18 protein-coding genes are annotated in these 17140 nt (G+C 60.3%); 7 read left to right on the top strand and 11 right to left on the bottom strand.

Features of this window, described 5'->3' with window-relative positions:
* Positions 1 to 102 precede the first annotated feature (102 nt).
* Complete coding sequence (locus FHX15_RS01510) at positions 103 to 723, top strand: PadR family transcriptional regulator (protein ID WP_184393054.1); 621 nt, start codon at positions 103 to 105, stop codon at positions 721 to 723.
* Positions 724 to 767: 44 nt separating this feature from the next.
* Here the strand turns inward: FHX15_RS01510 and FHX15_RS01505 are convergent, their stop codons facing one another.
* Positions 768 to 1358: a TetR/AcrR family transcriptional regulator gene (locus tag FHX15_RS01505; RefSeq protein WP_184393052.1), complete on the bottom strand. Its 591-nt coding sequence runs from the start codon at positions 1356 to 1358 to the stop codon at positions 768 to 770.
* A gap of 190 nt (positions 1359 to 1548) precedes the next feature.
* On the opposite strand from FHX15_RS01505, the gene FHX15_RS01500 reads away from it, so the two are divergent.
* A complete protein-coding gene (locus tag FHX15_RS01500) occupies positions 1549 to 1947 on the top strand; it encodes a RidA family protein (protein WP_184393050.1) in 399 nt (132 codons plus the stop codon).
* 52 nt (positions 1948 to 1999) lie between these two features.
* On the opposite strand, the gene greA is transcribed toward FHX15_RS01500, so the two are convergent.
* The 6 genes from greA to glpK form a co-directional block, all read right to left on the bottom strand.
* On the bottom strand, positions 2000 to 2482 hold the full coding sequence (greA, locus tag FHX15_RS01495) for a transcription elongation factor GreA (protein ID WP_184393048.1): 483 nt from the start codon (positions 2480 to 2482) through the stop codon (positions 2000 to 2002).
* 28 nt (positions 2483 to 2510) lie between these two features.
* Positions 2511 to 3260 (bottom strand): type I methionyl aminopeptidase, encoded by a 750-nt coding sequence (gene map, locus FHX15_RS01490; RefSeq protein WP_184393046.1) that lies wholly within the window; start codon positions 3258 to 3260, stop codon positions 2511 to 2513.
* A gap of 39 nt (positions 3261 to 3299) precedes the next feature.
* Complete coding sequence (locus tag FHX15_RS01485; RefSeq protein WP_184393044.1) at positions 3300 to 4361, bottom strand: LLM class flavin-dependent oxidoreductase; 1062 nt, start codon at positions 4359 to 4361, stop codon at positions 3300 to 3302.
* Between the two features lie 179 nt (positions 4362 to 4540).
* Positions 4541 to 5800, bottom strand: a complete 1260-nt coding sequence (locus FHX15_RS01480; RefSeq protein ID WP_184393043.1) for an RNA polymerase sigma factor — start codon at positions 5798 to 5800, stop codon at positions 4541 to 4543.
* Positions 5797 to 6171, bottom strand: coding sequence for a YciI family protein (locus FHX15_RS01475; RefSeq protein ID WP_132653561.1), 375 nt, complete (start codon positions 6169 to 6171; stop codon positions 5797 to 5799). Before FHX15_RS01475 ends, FHX15_RS01480 begins: the two co-directional genes overlap by 4 nt.
* A gap of 177 nt (positions 6172 to 6348) precedes the next feature.
* Complete coding sequence (glpK, locus tag FHX15_RS01470) at positions 6349 to 7845, bottom strand: glycerol kinase GlpK (RefSeq protein ID WP_184393041.1); 1497 nt, start codon at positions 7843 to 7845, stop codon at positions 6349 to 6351.
* A 180-nt stretch (positions 7846 to 8025) separates the two neighbouring features.
* Between glpK and FHX15_RS01465 the strand changes: the two genes are divergently transcribed.
* From FHX15_RS01465 to xdhC, 4 genes are all read left to right on the top strand, one after another.
* Entirely contained in the window at positions 8026 to 8802 is a 777-nt protein-coding gene (locus FHX15_RS01465) for a 3-hydroxybutyrate dehydrogenase (RefSeq protein WP_184393039.1), read from the top strand.
* 29 nt (positions 8803 to 8831) lie between these two features.
* Positions 8832 to 10295 carry a xanthine dehydrogenase small subunit gene (xdhA, locus tag FHX15_RS01460; RefSeq protein ID WP_184393037.1) on the top strand — a complete coding sequence of 488 codons (1464 nt, stop codon included), beginning with the start codon at positions 8832 to 8834 and terminating at the stop codon, positions 10293 to 10295.
* 181 nt (positions 10296 to 10476) lie between these two features.
* Entirely contained in the window at positions 10477 to 12813 is a 2337-nt protein-coding gene (xdhB, locus tag FHX15_RS01455) for a xanthine dehydrogenase molybdopterin binding subunit (RefSeq protein WP_184393035.1), read from the top strand.
* A 2-nt stretch (positions 12814 to 12815) separates the two neighbouring features.
* Complete coding sequence (gene xdhC / locus FHX15_RS01450; RefSeq protein WP_184393033.1) at positions 12816 to 13667, top strand: xanthine dehydrogenase accessory protein XdhC; 852 nt, start codon at positions 12816 to 12818, stop codon at positions 13665 to 13667.
* Here xdhC and FHX15_RS30850 read toward each other — a convergent pair.
* A complete protein-coding gene (locus FHX15_RS30850; RefSeq protein WP_246778845.1) occupies positions 13643 to 13837 on the bottom strand; it encodes a hypothetical protein in 195 nt (64 codons plus the stop codon). The two genes, xdhC and FHX15_RS30850, sit on opposite strands and share 25 nt — an antisense overlap.
* 100 nt (positions 13838 to 13937) lie before the next feature.
* Here FHX15_RS30850 and FHX15_RS01445 point away from each other — a divergent pair, with 100 nt between their 5' ends.
* The gene (locus FHX15_RS01445) at positions 13938 to 14834 is read left to right on the top strand and encodes a LysR substrate-binding domain-containing protein (RefSeq protein ID WP_246778844.1); all 897 of its coding nucleotides are present in this window, start codon (positions 13938 to 13940) and stop codon (positions 14832 to 14834) included.
* 35 nt (positions 14835 to 14869) lie between these two features.
* Here the strand turns inward: FHX15_RS01445 and FHX15_RS01440 are convergent, their stop codons facing one another.
* The 3 genes from FHX15_RS01440 to FHX15_RS01430 all read right to left on the bottom strand — a co-directional run bounded on the left by FHX15_RS01440 (position 14870) and on the right by FHX15_RS01430 (position 17125).
* Complete coding sequence (locus FHX15_RS01440; RefSeq protein WP_184393029.1) at positions 14870 to 15202, bottom strand: hypothetical protein; 333 nt, start codon at positions 15200 to 15202, stop codon at positions 14870 to 14872.
* Between the two features lie 432 nt (positions 15203 to 15634).
* On the bottom strand, positions 15635 to 15829 hold the full coding sequence (locus FHX15_RS01435) for a hypothetical protein (RefSeq protein ID WP_184393027.1): 195 nt from the start codon (positions 15827 to 15829) through the stop codon (positions 15635 to 15637).
* Between the two features lie 243 nt (positions 15830 to 16072).
* The gene (locus FHX15_RS01430; RefSeq protein WP_184393025.1) at positions 16073 to 17125 is read right to left on the bottom strand and encodes an ABC transporter ATP-binding protein; all 1053 of its coding nucleotides are present in this window, start codon (positions 17123 to 17125) and stop codon (positions 16073 to 16075) included.
* Between the last annotated feature and the right edge of the window lie 15 nt (positions 17126 to 17140).

Below are 17140 nucleotides of genomic sequence, written 5' to 3'. Positions count from 1 at the left end.
AATTTCACGAACAGATTTTTCGCAGCGCCTCTTGAATGACATATCTTACGATATATATTTTACGACATAGTGAACGATACATCGGAAACAAAGGAGTTCGTCATGAGAGGTTTTCGAGGTGGCTTCGTCGGCGAAGCGATGCGCATGGGAATGGGCCGCAGGTTTTCAGCCGGCGAGTTGCAGACGATCCTGCTGGCACTGTTGGAGGAGCGTCCCAGCCACGGTTATGAACTGATCAAGACGCTGGAGGAGCGCTCCGGCGGCTTTTACGTCCCGAGTCCGGGCGTCATCTATCCGGCACTGACCTATCTGGAAGAAACCGGACTGGCGGAAGTGGAAAACGACGGGGCAAAGAAGCTCTACAAGATCACCGAAGCCGGTCGCCAGAAGGTGGAAGAAAACCGCGACATGATCGACCAGACGCTTGCCAAGCTGGAGCGCATTGCCGAAGGCATGGCCTTCGTTAACCGCATGTTCGATCCGGAGCAGCACCAAGGCGGCGGCGGGAGCCGTGGTGGCCATGGCCACCGGCGTCCTGACCATGAAGACGATGAATTCGGCCGTGACCACAGCAACGTCCATGCCGCTCGCCAGTTGCTGCGTTCGGCACTGCGCATGCGCCACCCCTGGTCCGCGAGCGAAGCCGCCAGGATTTCCGGTATTTTGGAGCGTGCGGCGATGGAAATCCTGCAGGGCGGCAAGACCGAACCGCAGCGGGATTAAATTGCGAAGGCGGATGGCGGCCCAAACCGTCGCCATCCTTCATGTCAAGCCTTGAGCAGACCGGCAGCAAGACTGCGGAATGCCTCGATAACTTGTTCCAGAAGGCTGTGCGGGTCATCCGCGGCAGCAATCCAGAGCGCGGCGCTCAACGACGCTCCGTTGAGCAAGCGCGCGGCAGCTTCGGCATCGACGGGCTTGACGGTGCCTTCGTCGATCAGCGCCTGAATTGTCTGGGTTGTCGTATGAAGGCAGGCATTCTGGCTTGGCCATTGGGAAGGATCGCCAAGCACCGCCGGCCCGTCGAGCAGCATGATGCGCTGGATTTCCGGCTCCAGAGCCATTTCGATATAGGCGGTATATTCCGCAAGAAGCCCAAGCCAAGCCGTCTTCGCCCGGTCGCGCTCGATGCGCAACCGCTCCCCCATCTCGCCGTCGATCTGGTCGATCACGGCCTGCAGCAAACCCTTCTTGTCACCAAAATTGTGGTAGAGTGCCCCGCGTGTCAGCCCCACATCGGCGGTCAGGTCATCCATGGAAGCAGCAGCGTAGCCCTTGGTTGCGAATGCTTTCCGGCCCGCCTGGATGAGCTTCGCCCTCGTCTCCTCCATCATCTGCGCCCGGGTCTTTGCAGACATCACGATCTCCCAAAATACACATACGGACCGTATGTGTATTGACATACGCGTCGTATCTCTGATTATATCCACATACGGGGCGTATATCAATTGGTCCGCAATGGCTTGGCCCATACCCGCAAATGCCTCATCGCCATCGACGATCACATGCCCGGCGAAAGGCATTCCTTTGCCTAAACAGGAGAAAAGCATGACCAAACGCGAAGCAATCTTTCCCGCCGGCAGGCAGGCTCTCTATGAGATCAACCGCTATTCGGCGGCAATTCGCTCCGGAGACCTTCTCTTCGTCTCCGGCCAGGTCGGCAGCCGTGAAGACGGCTCGCCCGAACCCGATTTCGCGAAGCAGGTGCAACTTGCCTTCGACAATCTGAAAGCCGTGCTGAAGGCAGCCGGCGCCACCTTTGACGACGTCGTCGACGTCACGTCCTTCCACACCGACCCTGCCGCGCAATGGCCTGTGATCTCGGATATTCGCTTCAAGGAGATCGGCGAAGCGCCTTATCCGAACTGGACGGCAGTCGGTGTCAACTGGCTGGCCGGCTTTGATTTCGAGATCAAGGTCATTGCGCGCCTTCCTCAGGCTGCCTGACCGATCCTTTCAACAGCAATGAATGGCGCGCTACGCCGGAAACGCGCGGCGCTCAGGAAATCTCGGTGATTTCGAGTTCCTGATCGCCGACCGCAACGACATCGCCGACTGCTTTGCCAATCAGAATGCGGGCGACCGGCGCGACATAGGAAATCGATCCAGCCTTCGGATCGGCCTCATCCTCGCCGACAATGCGATATGTCTGCACGCGCCCATCGTCACGGCTGAAGGTGACAGTGCTTCCGAAGGCAACGGTATTCTTGGACACCGGATCGGGAACGACCTGTGCCGTGCGGACGCGTTCAACGAAATAACGCAGATCGCGCAACGGATTTGCCTGCTGCCGCCGCCGTTCGTTGATATCTTCGATCGCGCTCGCGGCCTCATAGGCCTGGCGCGCTTCCTGCACCTGCAGTTCCAGCGCCTTCAACCCCGCTTCGGTCACGAGATTAGGATGAGGCGAAATCGCGCGGTCCGGCAGCAGCGTTTCCGCTGCCGTTTCGGCACTTTCTTCCTTGGTGAAGGCAACAGCCATATCGACCTCCGACTGCGGGACGGAGCCCTCAAGCCGCCAATGTCAGAATAATCGGCCCGTTGCGGGTTGCAACGACCGTGTGTTCGTACTGCACCGTCGGGGCCCTGGGATCGGCATAGAGCGTCCAGGCGTCATCGCCTCCTTCGGCCCATGTGGCGCCGAGCGACAGGAACGGTTCGACGGTAAAGACAAGGCCTTCCGTCATCACGCGCCGTTCGGACGGATCCGGCCAGGTGGAAAGCTCCGCCGGCTCCTCGTGCAGCGAGCGGCCGACGCCGTGGCTGGCGAGATTGGCAACGAGTGTATAGCGGTTCTTCTGGGCGAAAGCGCCCACGGCATTGCCGATCTTTGCCAGCGGTTCGCCGGCCTTGATCTGGTTGAGACCTACCCATAGCGCGCGCTTGCCGTCGCGACAAAGCTTCTCGATGCGGGATTTGACCGGCGGCACGGCGAAAGAAGCGCCGGTATCGGCAAAGAAACCGTCTTTTTCCGCCGAAACGTCGATATTGACGAGATCACCCGGACGAATGACGCGCGGGCCGGGAATGCCGTGAGCGATTTCCTCGTTGACGCTGATACAGGTCGCGCCCGGAAACTGGTAGCAGAATTCAGGTGCCGAACGTGCGCCGGCATCTTCCAGAACCTTGCGGCCGATCTGATCGAGTTCGAGCGTCGTCATACCCGGCTCCATCGCCGCTGCCATGACCTGGATGGCGTTGGCGCAGATACGGCCGATCTCCTTGAGCTTGGAAAGTTCTTCGTCGTTCTCGATAACCATGGACACGTTCCGGCTTTGCCGAGAGCGACAGGCTCTTCGTCAAGCGGTGGCTTTCGCGCCTTCGGCAGCCCCAGTCAATGCCTTTCTGACGATCGGCGCCACTTTTGTACCGTAGAGTTCGATGCCGCGCATGACCTGATCATGCGGCATCTGCCCGATCGCCATCTGCAGCAGGAAACGGTCGTTGCGGAAAACCTTATGAGCGGCGATGATCTTCTCGGCCACGAGTTCGGGATCGCCCAGGAAGAGATTGCCGGTCGGGCCGCGTGACGTGTCGAAATGCGCCCGGCTCGTCGGACCCCAGCCGCGCTCGCGACCGATGCGGTTCATCACTTCAGCCTGCGGGCCATAGAACTGATCAGCTGCGGCCTCGGTCGTATCGGCAATGAAGCCATGCACATTGATGCTGGTCTTCAGCTTTGCCGCATCCTGCCCTGCCCGGCGGGCGGCTTCCCGATAGAGATCGAACAGCGGCGCAAAGCGCGGATATTCGCCGCCAATGATGGCAAGCGCCACCGGCAGGCCGAGCGCACCGGCGCGCGCCGCGGACTGCGGCGTACCGCCGACTGCAATCCACAGCGGCAGCGGATCCTGCAGCGGCCGCGGATAGACGCCGCGCCCATTGATCGGTGCACGCATCTCGCCCTTCCAGTCGACAACCTCGCTGTCACGCAGAGCCAGGAGGAGATCGAGCTTCTCCTCGAAGAGCTGGTCGTAGTCTTCGAGATTGTAGCCAAAGAGCGGGAAGGACTCGATGAAGGAACCGCGCCCGGCCATGATCTCGGCGCGGCCGTTGGAGATCAGGTCGAGTGTCGCAAATTGCTGAAATACCCGCACCGGATCGTCGGAGGAGAGGACGGTGACGGCGCTGCTGAGTCTAATGTTCTTCGTCTTTACCGCAGCGGCTGCAAGTGCCACCACTGGCGCCGAGGCCACGTAGTCGGGCCGGTGATGTTCGCCGAGCCCGAAAACGTCGAGCCCGACCTGATCGGCAAGCTCGATCTCCTCGATCAGATGTCTGATCCGCTCGGCCGCTTCTACGCCCCTGCTGCGGGACGGATTGGGATTGACGTCGGCGAATGTATAAAGGCCCAGTTCCATCGTCACGATCCTGTTGAATTCAATCCGGAGATAAGGATGCGGCGGGCGAAGAGCAAACAGAAATTCTGGAACGGATCGTTCGATAAAGTTGATAGCCGCGTCCGGCCGATGCCCGCCACGGATCGATGATTTTCATGCCCATCCCGAAAGCCGCGGGCTGCATCCTATGAAGGTACAGCTTATTTTACCGCCGGCTGCGCCGCTTCTTCCTGCATCTTGTCGATCTCACGGCGGATATGAGCCGCCTCGGCCGCCGAGTGGGCAAGCGCGATAGCACGGTCGAAGGCGATGCGTGCCTGGCCGAGCTGGCCGAGCTGCTTCAAGAGATGGCCGCGCAGACCATGGTAATAGAAATAGCCGTCGAGCTTCTCACCAAGCTGCTCGACGAGATCGAGCGCCTCCTGCGGACCATTCAGCTTCGACACCGCGACGGCCCGGTTGAGCGTCACGACAGGCGAAGGCTGGATGCGTTCGAGCGCGCGGTAGAGCAGATCGATTTCCACCCAGTCGGTATCCGCGGCACGTTTTGCGCGCGAATGAACTGCGGCGATCGCTGCCTGCAGCTGATAGGGACCGGGCCTGCGGTGACGCAGTGCCTTGTCAAGCAATGCCAGCGCCTCGTTGATGAGGGGTTGGTTCCAGAGCGTGCGATCCTGATCTTCGAGCAGTACGATCTCGCCTTCGGTGCTGAAGCGGGCCTGGCGGCGGGAAATCTGTAAGAGCATGAGGGAAAGCAGCCCCATCAGTTCCGGCTCGGCAGGGAAGATATGCAGCATCAGCCGCGCCAGCCGGATCGCCTCGTCGCTGAAGGCAGCCGCTTCCTGTTCTGGGTCGGCCTGGCTGTAGCCCTCGTTGAAGATCAGATAGATCATCGTGCTCACGATCGTCAGCCGCTCGGCCCTCTCCTGCGGGCTCGGCGTTTCGAAAGGCACCCCGGCCTTTGCCACACGCGCCTTGGCCCGTGTAATGCGCTGCTCCATGGCGGTTTCAGAGACGAGGAAGGCACGCGCGATCTGCGAGACCGACAAGCCGGAGACGATGCGCAGCGCCATTGCAATCTGTTGGGTCGCCGGCAGATCCGGATGACAGCAGATGAAGAGCAGCCGCAGGATATCGTCGCGATAGTTGGAATCGTCCAGCCGCTCGGCAATATCGCTTTCCGCATCCTCTTTATCCGAAATCTGGTCCTCATCCGGCAGCGCCTGGATCTTCGCCCGCTTGCGCACCGCATCGATGCCGCTATTGCGGCCGACGAAGATTAGCCAGGCCGTCGGATCGCGCGGCGGCCCCTTTTCCGGCCATGTCCGGATCGCCCTCAGGCATGCCTCCTGAAACGCCTCTTCCGCTATATCGAGATTGCGGAAATAGCGTAACAGCGCGCCGAGCGCCTTCGGCCGGGCCGAGGCAAGCGCAAGGTCGATCCAGGCAATGTCTGTCATGATGCGATCTCTCCCGGCCTGAAGGTGTAGAACGGCCGTATTTCGTAAGAAGTGGAACCCGGATTGACCGCCGAAAGCTCCTTGGAGAAGGCGATCGCCTCATCCAGCGTTTCGAAATCAACCGTATAGAAGCCGAGAAGCGCCTCTTTCGTTTCCGCAAATGGACCGTCGACGACAAAGGCCTCATCCTTGCCCTTGCGCACGGTCGTTGCGGCCGTCGTCGGCATCAGCCGGCCGGTCGGGCCGAGCTTGCCGGCCGCGGCAAGCGGCTCGATCGCAGCATAGAGCTTCTCCATGACGGTGGCCTCTTCTTCCTTGGTCCAGGCGAAGACGGTTTCCTCATTGGCGTAGCAAAGGATTGCATAAAGCATTGGTCACTCCTCTTTCCGAATGACGAATGAGTAGCCGTTTGACCGACAGCCCGCATCAAAAAATTATGAATGGGGAACCTGGCAAATCTGCTGGAGCAGCCCGGTAAATTCCACTGCTGGGCTTGATACGCCGGCATCGAACGGCTCGCCCTTGCGGCTCCTGCAGTCAAAGAGTTTCTATGCGAGCTCGCTTAGCGTCCGCTTCACCGCATTCTTCCAGCCGCGCAGTTTCGTAGCGCGCGTCTTCTCATCCATTGACGGCTCGAAGCATCGGTCGCGTTTCCACGTTGCAGAAAAATTCTTCCTGTCCGGCCAAACTCCCGCCCTGCTGCCGGCCAGCCAGGCCGCCCCGAGTGCCGTCGTCTCCAGGATGACGGGCCGATCGACCGGTGCATCCAGCAGGTCTGCGAGACGCTGCATCGTCCAGTCCGAGGCCACCATGCCGCCGTCGACGCGCAGCACCGTGTCGTCAGTGCCGTTCTTCCAGTCCTTCTGCATCGCTTCCAACAGGTCGCGTGTCTGATAGCAGACGGCCTCCAGCGCCGCCCGAGAAAGCTCTGCAGGACCAGTGTTTCGGGTCAGGCCATAGATCGCTCCGCGCGCCTTGGCATCCCAATGCGGCGCACCGAGACCGGTGAAGGCTGGTACGAGGTAGACCTCCTGCGTCGGATCGGCCTTCTCCGCCAAGTCGTTGGTATCGGATGCCCTGTCGATGATCCCGAGACCGTCGCGCAACCACTGCACCGCCGCTCCTGCGATGAAGATCGAGCCCTCCAGCGCATAGGTCGTCTCGCCGTTCAGGCGATAAGCGATGGTCGTCAGCAACCGGTTCTTCGATCGCACCATATCGCTGCCGGTGTTGAGCAGCGCAAAGCAACCGGTGCCATAGGTCGATTTCAGCATGCCCGGTTCGAAGCAGGCCTGGCCGATCGTCGCCGCCTGCTGGTCGCCTGCCACGCCGAGGATCGGGATGGCTGCGCCGAAAAGCTCCGGATCGATGGTGCCGAAATCATCGGCGCAATCCTTCACCTCGGGCAGCATGGCGGCGGGGACGCGCAGGATGTCGAGCAGATCCTGGTCCCACGCGTTGGTCGCGATATTGTACATCAGCGTGCGCGACGCATTGGTTGCGTCGGTGACGAAGCTCTTGCCGCCGGTCAGCCGCCAGATGAGGAAAGTGTCGATCGTGCCGAAGCAGAGGTCGCCGCGCGCTGCCCTCGCCCGCGCGCCCTTCACATTGGCGAGCATCCAGGAGAGCTTTGTTCCCGAGAAATAGGGATCGAGGATCAGGCCGGTCTTCTTCGTGAAGGTGCGTTCCAGATCCTGCCGCTTGAGATTGTCGCAATAGCTTGCCGTGCGCCGGTCCTGCCAGACGATGGCGTTCTGGATCGGTTTGCCGGTCTCACGCTCCCATACAACGACGGTTTCGCGCTGGTTGGTGATGCCAAGTGCAGCAATGTCCTTTGCCGTTACCTTGGCTTCGCGCAGCGCCATGTGAATGGTGGAAACGACCGAATCCCAGATTTCCTCGGGATCATGCTCCACCCAGCCGGAGCGCGGATAGAATTGCGTGAATTCCTTCTGGCCCATGCCGGCGATCTTCATGTCGCCGTCGAAGACGATCGCTCGTGTCGAAGTCGTTCCCTGATCGACCGCCAGAACATATCCACCCATGCGATTCCTCCCGCGCTATCCTGTTGTCGTGGCAAATCAATAGGGCAGGTCCGGCCCGCTTGGAAGGGCGTAAGTGGCGCTCCGCCCCTCTGCCACTTCCCGATTGCCAGCCCGACGCCTTTGGGCATAACTTCGCTCTGACGCTGCAATGCAGCATCTTAGATTCAGGGAGGAAGAAGCATGAGCAGATCAGTCGTCGTCACCGGGTCCACCAGCGGCATCGGGCTTGCAATCGCCAGTGCCTTTGCGTCCAAGGGCGACAACGTTGTCATAAACGGCTTCGGAAATGACAAAGAAATCAACGATATAGTCCGGCGTCTTGAATCGTCTTCGAAGGCGAAGGCGATTTATCATCCAGCCGATATGACGAAGCCATCCGAGATTGCCGACCTGATCGAAACTGCCGGCAGAACTTTCGGAACCGTCGATGTGCTCGTCAACAATGCGGGCATCCAGCATGTCGAAAAGATCGAGGATTTCCCGATCGAGAAATGGGACCAGATCATCGCCATCAACCTGTCCAGCTCCTTCCATACGATGCGGGCTGCCATCCCGCTGATGAAGGAAAAGAAGCGGGGCCGCATCATCAACATCGCCTCGGCACACGGCCTGGTCGCCTCGCCCTTCAAATCTGCCTATGTAGCGGCAAAACATGGTATATTGGGCCTGACGAAGACGGCCGCCCTCGAGCTTGCCGAATTCGGTGTTACGGTGAACGCCATCTGCCCCGGCTACGTACTCACCCCGCTGGTCGAAAAACAGATCCCGGATACAGCAAAGGCGCGTGGCATGACGGAGGAGCAGGTCAAGACCGAAGTCATCCTCAAGGCACAGCCGACACATGAATTCGTCAAGGCCGAGGAAATCGGCGCCCTGGCTCTCTACCTCGCGAGCGAGGAAGCCCGGCAGGTGACCGGTACGCATATCTCGATTGACGGGGGCTGGACGGCGGCATAACCATTTTAAGAAAACAAACCGGGAATATCATGAACGACAGCATCCGCTTCATCCTCAATGGCGAGGACGTTTCCTTGCGCAACGTCCGGCCGACGGAGACTCTTCTCGATTTTCTCCGGCTGAAGCGGCGGCTGACGGGCACGAAGGAAGGCTGTGCCGAGGGTGATTGCGGCGCCTGCACCGTGCTGGTCGGCCGGCTGATCGACGGCAAGCTGTTTTATGAATCCGTCAATGCCTGCATCCGCTTCATCGGCTCGCTGCACGCAACCCATGTCGTGACCGTAGAACATCTGGCGGCTAAGGACGGCACGCTGCATCCGGTGCAGCAGGCCATGGTCGATTGCCACGGTTCGCAATGCGGCTTCTGCACCCCCGGCTTCGTCATGTCCCTGTACGGACTCTGGCTCTCCAACGATAAGCCCGATCGCGCCGAAATCGAAAAGGCGCTCCAAGGTAACCTCTGTCGCTGCACCGGTTATGAGCCTATCGTCAAGGCCGCCGAACAGGTGAGCCTGCATCGTCCGAGCACGCTCTTCGATCCGCTCGAAAAGACCCGTGCCGAAATCATCGCTCGCCTCTGGGCCATGCAGGCGGAGACGCTGACGATCGCATCGGACGAAGGCCGGCTGATCGTGCCGCGCTCCGTCGAGGCCTTGGCGAAGGTTATCGCTGCCGAGCCGACCGCAACAATCGTTGCCGGCTCCACCGATGTCGGCCTCTGGGTAACCAAACAGATGCGGCACCTGAACCCCGTCGTCTTCATCAACCATTTGTCAGAGCTTCAGTCGATCGTCGCGGGCGAATACGGCATCAGCATCGGCGCCGGCGTAACCTATACCCGTGCATTTGAGACTATCGCCCGGAAGATCCCTGCCTTTTCCCGCCTCATCACCCGCATCGGCGGCGAGCAGGTACGCAACATGGGCACGATCGGCGGCAACATCGCCAACGGCTCGCCGATTGGGGACAGCCCGCCGCCCCTCATTGCGCTCGGCGCACAACTGACGCTGCGCTCGACAGAAGGCGCGCGCACATTGCCGCTTGAGGACTATTTCATCGCCTATGGCAAACAGGACCGCAAACCGGGCGAGTTCGTCGAAAGCGTCTTCGTGCCCTATCCGGTCCCAGGTGCCAAATTCGCCGTCTACAAGATCAGCAAACGCCGCGACGAAGACATCACCGCAGTGCTCGGCGCCTTCTATCTGGTGCTTGATGAGGCCGAGCGTGTCACCGATATCCGCATCGCCTACGGCGGCATGGCAGCAATACCGAAGCGTGCCCGCAGCGTCGAGGCCGAGTTGATCGGCAAGCCTTGGAGCGAAGCGACTATCGAGGCCGCGCGCCCTGCCTTTGATACCGACTTCCAGCCGCTGACGGACTGGCGCGCAACGGCTGAATACCGTCAGCTCACGGCCAAGAACCTGTTGACGCGCTTCTATCTCGAAACGGTCGGCGCGCCCGCCGAACTGAAGCGGTTCGAAGAGGTGGCGTGATGAGGATGATGAATGTTTGCGCAAACAGGCCCCCTCATCCGGCTGCCGCCACCTTCTCCCTGTTGGGGAGAAGGGGATGCCGCTCCGTCTCGTCCCCCCCTTCTCCCTTGGGGGAGAAGGTGCCCGAATGGCGGATGTGGGGGCCACACGCCACAGCATTTCCTCTCGAGGGAGCCATCTGATGGACAAGTCCGCCTTCGAGGATCGCAAGCTCATCAACGGCCAGATGCATGTCTCGCTGCGCCATGATTCAGCGCATAAGCATGTTACCGGAAGTGCCGATTATATCGACGATATTCCGGAACCCGCCGGCCTCCTGCATGGCGCACTCGGCCTCTCCGACAGGGCTCATGCCGAGATCGTCTCGATGGATCTCTCCGAGGTCGCGGCCTGCCCCGGCGTCGTCTGGGTCTTCGCCGGCAAGGACATTCCCGGCGTCAACGACGTCAGCTCGAACGGCAGCCACGATGAGCCGCTGCTTGCCGAAAGCAAGGTCGAATTCCACGGCCAGCCGATCTTCGCAGTGATCGCTGAAACCCGCGAGATTGCCCGCCGCGCCGCGCGCAAGGCGAAGATCGAATATCGCGACCTGCCGCACTGGAGCGACATCGACGGCGCCATTGAAAATGGCAGCCCGCTCGTCATAACCCCGATGACGCTGCAGCGTGGCGAAGCGAAGACGGAAATGGAAAAAGCCCCGCGGCGGCTGAAAGGCCAGATGCGCATCGGCGGCCAGGAGCATTTCTACCTGGAAAGCCATATCGCCATGGCCATCCCCGGTGAGGACGATGAGGTCGCCGTCTGGTCCTCGACCCAGCATCCGAGCGAAATCCAGCATATCGTCGGGCACGTGCTGAACATTCCTTCGAACGCCGTCACCGTGAATGTGCGCCGCATGGGCGGCGGCTTCGGCGGCAAGGAAACGCAGGGCAATCAGTTCGCGGCCCTTGCCGCAGTGGCAGCCAAGAAGCTGAACCGCGCCATCAAGTTCCGTCCCGACCGCGATGAGGACATGAGCGCCACCGGCAAGCGCCACGACTTCCGCGTCGACTATGAACTCGGCTTCGACGACGAGGGCCGCATTCACGCGGTCGATGCCACCTATTCGGCCCGCTGCGGCTTCTCATCTGACCTGTCAGGCCCCGTGACCGACCGCGCCCTCTTCCATGCGGATTCCAGCTACTTCTATCCGCATGTACATCTGACCTCGCAGCCGCTGAAGACCCATACCGTCTCGAACACCGCCTTTCGCGGTTTCGGCGGCCCGCAGGGCATGCTCGGTGCCGAACGTTTCATCGAAGAGATCGCCTATGCCGTAGGCAAGGATCCGCTCGATATCCGCAAGTTGAATTTTTACGGCCAGCCGGGTTCGGGACGCACGGCCACGCCCTACCATCAGGAGGTCGAGGACAATATCATCGCCCGCGTCGTCGAGGAGCTGGAAGACAGCGCCGACTACCGTACCCGGCGCAACGCCATCGTGGCCTTCAACCGCGACAGCCGCTATATCCGCAAGGGCATTGCGCTCACACCGGTCAAGTTCGGCATCTCCTTCACCATGACCGCCTTCAATCAGGCTGGCGCCCTCGTCCATGTCTATCAGGATGGCTCGGTCCACCTAAACCATGGCGGCACGGAAATGGGCCAGGGCCTCTACACCAAGGTGGCGCAGGTTCTCGCCGACAGTTTCCAGATCGATATAGACCGCGTGAAGATCACGGCGACCACGACCGGCAAGGTACCGAACACATCGGCCACCGCTGCCTCCTCCGGTTCGGACCTGAACGGCATGGCCGCCTTCGATGCAGCCCGCCAGATCAAGGAGCGGCTCGTCGCCTTTGCCGCCGAGAAATGGGGCGTTCCGGCCGAAGAAATCGTGTTTCTGCCAAACCGCGTGCGGGTCGGCGATCTGGAAATCCCTTTCCCTGATTTCATCAAGCAGGCCTATTTCGCCCGCGTCCAGCTTTCGGCCGCAGGCTTCTACAAGACGCCGAAGATCCATTGGGACCGGAAGGCCGGTCGTGGCACACCCTTCTATTATTTCGCCTATGGCGCCGCTTGCTCCGAAGTCTCGATCGATACGCTGACCGGCGAATATCTCGTCGACCGCACCGATATCCTCCACGATGTCGGCCGCTCCCTGAACCCGGCGATCGATATCGGCCAGGTCGAAGGCGCCTTCGTCCAAGGCATGGGATGGCTGACGACGGAGGAGCTCTGGTGGGATGACAAGGGGCGCCTGCGCACTCATGCGCCCTCCACCTACAAGATCCCGCTCGCTTCCGACCGGCCCAAGATATTCAATGTGCGCCTCGCCGAATGGTCCGAAAACGCGGAAGCCACGATCGGCCGTTCCAAGGCCGTTGGCGAGCCGCCGTTCATGCTGGCGATCTCGGTGCTGGAAGCCCTCTCCATGGCCGTCGCCAGCGTTGCAAACTATCGCATCTGCCCCCACCTCGATGCGCCTGCCACGCCCGAACGCGTGCTGATGGCGGTCGAAAGGATGAAAAGGGTGTAGCGATGACACGGCGCGAAATCCTCTCCGGTTTTGTGCCCGGTAGCGACTTCCGCGCCTTCCTTGCCCTGCAGCCCGATGCGGTGCTCGTCGAGATAACACACACACAGGGCTCGACGCCGCGCGAGGCCGGCACTTTCATGCTGGTTTCGACCAGCAGCGTCTGGGGCACGATCGGGGGCGGCCATTTCGAGTTCATCGCGATCGGCAATGCCCGGGCGTTGCTCGCCAGCGCCGGCGGCACTGACATGATGGATATTCCGCTCGGTCCCGAAATCGGCCAGTGCTGCGGCGGCCGCACGCAGCTGCGCTTCCGGCGCGTGACGAAGTCCGTAAGGGATGAGCTGGAGAAGAAGCAGGAAAGCGAAGTCGAACGCATGCCGGAAGTCTATGTCTTCGGTGCTGGCCATGTTGGCCGCGCCCTTGCCGCGGCACTCGCGCCACTGCCGCTTTCGGTTACCGTCATCGAAACCCGGAAAGAGGAGCTTGCCAATCTCCCAGCCTCGACGAAAAGCCGGCTCGTGCCGATGCCCGAGGCCTTGGTGAAGAACATGCCCGCTGATGCGGTCCTCGTCATCCTCACCCACGACCACGCGCTGGATTTCCTGATCGCCGGCGAGGCGCTTGCGCGCACCGATTTCGCCTATGTTGGCATGATCGGCTCTGCCACCAAACGGGCAACCTTTGCGAACTGGCTTATCCGCGAGGCTGGCGGCGAACGCTCCTGGCTCGACCGCCTCACCCTGCCGATCGGTGGATCGGCTGTGAAGGACAAGCGTCCCGAAGTGATCGCCGCAATGACGGCAGCCGAAATCCTGACCGCACTAGAGGCCTATCGGGACCGATCGTCCTCATAGTGCGGATCCCGTCCGTCCAGGAAACCGAGATCGCGCTTGATGCGATCGGGCATGGCATCCATATCCAGCCGCGGCATCCGGCTGCCGACCCCTCGGGCCAGCCGGCGGATAGCCGTGACCAATGCTTCTCTTGCAGAAAAACGGCGCTCTTCGATGGCGTGGCAACTCATGACATCACCTTAATGGTTTGATGAGATGATTGCAGTTTGCCGAGAAAAATGCTGCAATTCCAATCGAACAACCGTCTGCATGCATAAAGAGCGTTTATCCATGAAACTGTCGAAGCAGTTCCCGCTGAATGCACTGCGCGTCTTCGAAGCCGTGGCCCGGCTTGGCAGTTTCACCAAGGCCGGCGACGAACTTGGCATGACTCAGACGGCTGTCAGCTACCAGATCAAGCTTCTGGAGGAGAATGTCGGCGAGCCCCTTTTTCTGCGCCGCCCGCGCCAGATCGAGTTGACCGAAGCGGGCGAATATCTCGCCCCCAAAGTTTCCTATGCATTCAATATCCTGAGCGAAGCAATGGCATCGATGCGCAAGGCAACTGAGGAAACCCTAACGATCCATTCGACCGCAACTTTCGCCCAGCAATGGCTCTCGCGCTACATAGGCTCGTTCCAACTGCAGTTTCCCTATATTGCCGTCAGGCTCGTCACCTCGGGCAGTCTCGTCGACTTTCAGAAAGAGGCGGCCGATGTCGCGATCCGCTGGGGTCGCGGCGATTGGCCCGGCCTCGTCTGCCACCGCATCATGAAACTCGATTTCGCACCCATGCTGAGTCCGAAGCTGGCGGCCGAAATCGGGGGCGTGCATGAGCCCGCAGACCTTTTGAAACTATCGCTGATCAGCGCCGCCGACCCCTGGTGGGCGCAATGGTTTGCTTTGGCTGGCGTCGAGAACCCTGACCTCTCCCGCTATCCGAAAAGCGAATTCGGCACCCAAATTCTTGACGCCAGCATCGCCATGGCTGGCGGCGGTGTTGCCATGCTCAATCCGGGCCATTTTCAGGACGATATCGCCGCCGGACGGCTTTACCAGCCGTTCGAGCTGACCGGCAGCGACGGACGCGACTATTGGCTGGCCTATCCCGAAAATAGACGCAACGTGCCGAAAATCAGAAACTTCCGGAAATGGCTGCTGCAGAAATTCGATGTCGAACAGGACTGAATTCGTCGCATGAACGCAACGGATCTAGATCTCGCTCAGAAGCCCATATCGGGCGCATAGAAACATCGCGGCGTATCCTCGTTCGGGAACAAGCAGAGGTGATAGTCGCTATCGCCCGAATGCATCGCCTTTGTCATCGGCAGCAAAAAGACGTGCTCGCGCGTCACAAGCCGGTGATCGCCGGGCTTCAACGTCAACAGATAGCCACCAGGAGTGATGGCCACAGTCTTGGACGGGATCATCTGGCAATCGCCGTTATGAGCATTTCCATTGCAACAATAGGGGTCGTAACTCCAACCCGTAGCGGCGTCGTGGGCCGTCGCGAACGACGCATATGCAATCATCACGCATGTCAGAATGCTGCGCATGGGCATCTTCTCCGTCGATGAATGCGCCGCCAGTTGATGCGGATTCCACCTCGTCCGGCGGCCCAATATTTAACAACTGTTATTCAATCTGCACATTTCAAGGAACCTTCTGTTCCACATTGACGCATTCACGGCGGATAAAATGTCGCAGAAATCGGCCGTTTTTTAAGGCACGCGAAACACACGCCGGCTGAATAGCGCTGCCAGCAAGCGGATCGCACCTCAAATTGTGTCGATAAATATTCCCTATGGGAGCGCCGCGGCAGGCTTTGGCGTTCGTGTTCGGCAGCGGCACGTGGCGGGACGGCAAGCCCGTCCCCTCCCTCAGTGCGTGATCTCCCTCTGCTTAAGGCGCTGCTCGATACCGCAGGTCGCCTCGAGACTGAGAACCGCAACCAGGCTGTCCGATGAGGGCGAGGGATCGCCCCACCTTCAATGTTTCTTCTGCTGCTGTTCGGCAGCCGCGACGCGGTTCAGCATCGCCATCATCTTTTTCTTGATCGAGCCATAGGTGCCGAGTTCGAAATTGCAGCTGAAGCAAGTGATGATGTCGCTGTCGATCGGTTGCGGGCGCGGAAACTTCATGCGCGTGTTGCGGCACTTCGGGCAAGGGACTTCGATCTGCATCTTTCAGCGGCTCCTTCATAGCATCGTGGGCGATGCCTTAGCATAAATGCCGAACGCCGCATCAAGCTTTCCTTCTCTATGCCGGGAATGCTTCCATAGCCGTCAAGAGCTCGCACATGGAGAGGCGCTCGGCCAGTCCCGACCGATTTGGGGTCGGGTGGCGATCGCCTCCACAGGGCTTGTTCTTGAATCAGCAACACCCGCACAACCGCGACGCCCATCGCATCCTACGGGCGGTTCAGTTTAGTTAACGCGATCTCCCGCCGAGTCAAAAAGGTGAAGCTTTGCTGGGTCGAAACTGAGTTGCACGCTCTGCCCCGGCTGAACGTCAATCCGATCGCGAAGCATCACCGTCGCCGTCTGGTCGGCGATCTTCACAATGAGCATCGTTTCCGGGCCGGTCGGTTCAACGAGGATAATCTGTGCGGGGACACCGGCCTCATCCACTGACAGTGCAATGTGCTCCGGCCTAATGCCATACCGGGCGATCTCCGCGATGCCTGGGGCGCTGGGCAAAGGCAGAGCAGGGCCCCCATCCAGAACAAAACGACCCCCGTTGCTCTTCCCGTTGAATACGTTCATGGCGGGAGAGCCGATGAAGGTCGCGACGAAAGTGTTTACCGGACGGTCATAGAGATCGAGCGGTTTTCCGACCTGTTCGATGCTTCCGGCGCGCATGACGACAATCTTGTCGGCCATGGTCATGGCTTCGATCTGGTCGTGGGTGACGTAAACGGTCGTCGTCTTCAGGCGCTGGTGCAGTTCCTTGATCTCGGCGCGCATCGTCACCCGCAATTTCGCGTCGAGATTCGACAATGGCTCGTCAAAGAGAAACACTTTTGGATGCCGGACAATCGCGCGCCCCATAGCCACACGCTGCCGCTGCCCGCCGCTCAATTGCTTCGGCAGCCTGTCAAGAAGTGGTTCGAGCGCCAGTATCCCGGCCGCCTCGCGCACGCGCTTTGAGATTGTCGTCTTGTCCTGGCCCTGAAGCTTGAGGGCAAATCCCATATTCTCCTCGACCGTCATATGCGGGTAGAGCGCGTAGCTCTGAAACACCATTGCGATGTCACGTTCCTTTGGCGGCACCTCGTTGACGACGCGCCCACCGATGCGGATTTCGCCGCCGCTGATATCCTCGAGTCCTGCAAGCATGCGCAGTAAAGTAGATTTGCCGCAGCCTGACGGCCCGACAAGCGTGACGAACTCACCGTCCGCTATGTCCACGGAAACGCCGTGTATCACGGATGCCGCACCATACTGCTTCTTGACTTCATCGATGGCGACCGATGCCATTATAGCCTCCCACCA

It is taken from the genome of Rhizobium sp. BK650, from assembly GCF_014195325.1.
In the GTDB taxonomy this organism is placed as follows: domain Bacteria; phylum Pseudomonadota; class Alphaproteobacteria; order Rhizobiales; family Rhizobiaceae; genus Rhizobium.
This window is presented reverse-complemented; position numbering and strand designations above follow the sequence as displayed.

Bases quoted from the DNA above. Each gene is read 5' to 3' on its own strand.
- FHX15_RS01510 (WP_184393054.1), top strand. From the start codon at position 103: ATGAGAGGTTTTCGAGGTGGCTTCGTCGGCGAAGCGATGCGCATGGGA.
- FHX15_RS01505 (WP_184393052.1), bottom strand. From the start codon at position 1,358: ATGTCTGCAAAGACCCGGGCGCAGATGATGGAGGAGACGAGGGCGAAG.
- FHX15_RS01500 (WP_184393050.1), top strand. From the start codon at position 1,549: ATGACCAAACGCGAAGCAATCTTTCCCGCCGGCAGGCAGGCTCTCTAT.
- greA (WP_184393048.1), bottom strand. From the start codon at position 2,482: ATGGCTGTTGCCTTCACCAAGGAAGAAAGTGCCGAAACGGCAGCGGAA.
- map (WP_184393046.1), bottom strand. From the start codon at position 3,260: ATGGTTATCGAGAACGACGAAGAACTTTCCAAGCTCAAGGAGATCGGC.
- FHX15_RS01485 (WP_184393044.1), bottom strand. From the start codon at position 4,361: ATGGAACTGGGCCTTTATACATTCGCCGACGTCAATCCCAATCCGTCC.
- FHX15_RS01480 (WP_184393043.1), bottom strand. From the start codon at position 5,800: ATGACAGACATTGCCTGGATCGACCTTGCGCTTGCCTCGGCCCGGCCG.
- FHX15_RS01475 (WP_132653561.1), bottom strand. From the start codon at position 6,171: ATGCTTTATGCAATCCTTTGCTACGCCAATGAGGAAACCGTCTTCGCC.
- glpK (WP_184393041.1), bottom strand. From the start codon at position 7,845: ATGGGTGGATATGTTCTGGCGGTCGATCAGGGAACGACTTCGACACGA.
- FHX15_RS01465 (WP_184393039.1), top strand. From the start codon at position 8,026: ATGAGCAGATCAGTCGTCGTCACCGGGTCCACCAGCGGCATCGGGCTT.
- xdhA (WP_184393037.1), top strand. From the start codon at position 8,832: ATGAACGACAGCATCCGCTTCATCCTCAATGGCGAGGACGTTTCCTTG.
- xdhB (WP_184393035.1), top strand. From the start codon at position 10,477: ATGGACAAGTCCGCCTTCGAGGATCGCAAGCTCATCAACGGCCAGATG.
- xdhC (WP_184393033.1), top strand. From the start codon at position 12,816: ATGACACGGCGCGAAATCCTCTCCGGTTTTGTGCCCGGTAGCGACTTC.
- FHX15_RS30850 (WP_246778845.1), bottom strand. From the start codon at position 13,837: ATGAGTTGCCACGCCATCGAAGAGCGCCGTTTTTCTGCAAGAGAAGCA.
- FHX15_RS01445 (WP_246778844.1), top strand. From the start codon at position 13,938: ATGAAACTGTCGAAGCAGTTCCCGCTGAATGCACTGCGCGTCTTCGAA.
- FHX15_RS01440 (WP_184393029.1), bottom strand. From the start codon at position 15,202: ATGCGCAGCATTCTGACATGCGTGATGATTGCATATGCGTCGTTCGCG.
- FHX15_RS01435 (WP_184393027.1), bottom strand. From the start codon at position 15,829: ATGCAGATCGAAGTCCCTTGCCCGAAGTGCCGCAACACGCGCATGAAG.
- FHX15_RS01430 (WP_184393025.1), bottom strand. From the start codon at position 17,125: ATGGCATCGGTCGCCATCGATGAAGTCAAGAAGCAGTATGGTGCGGCA.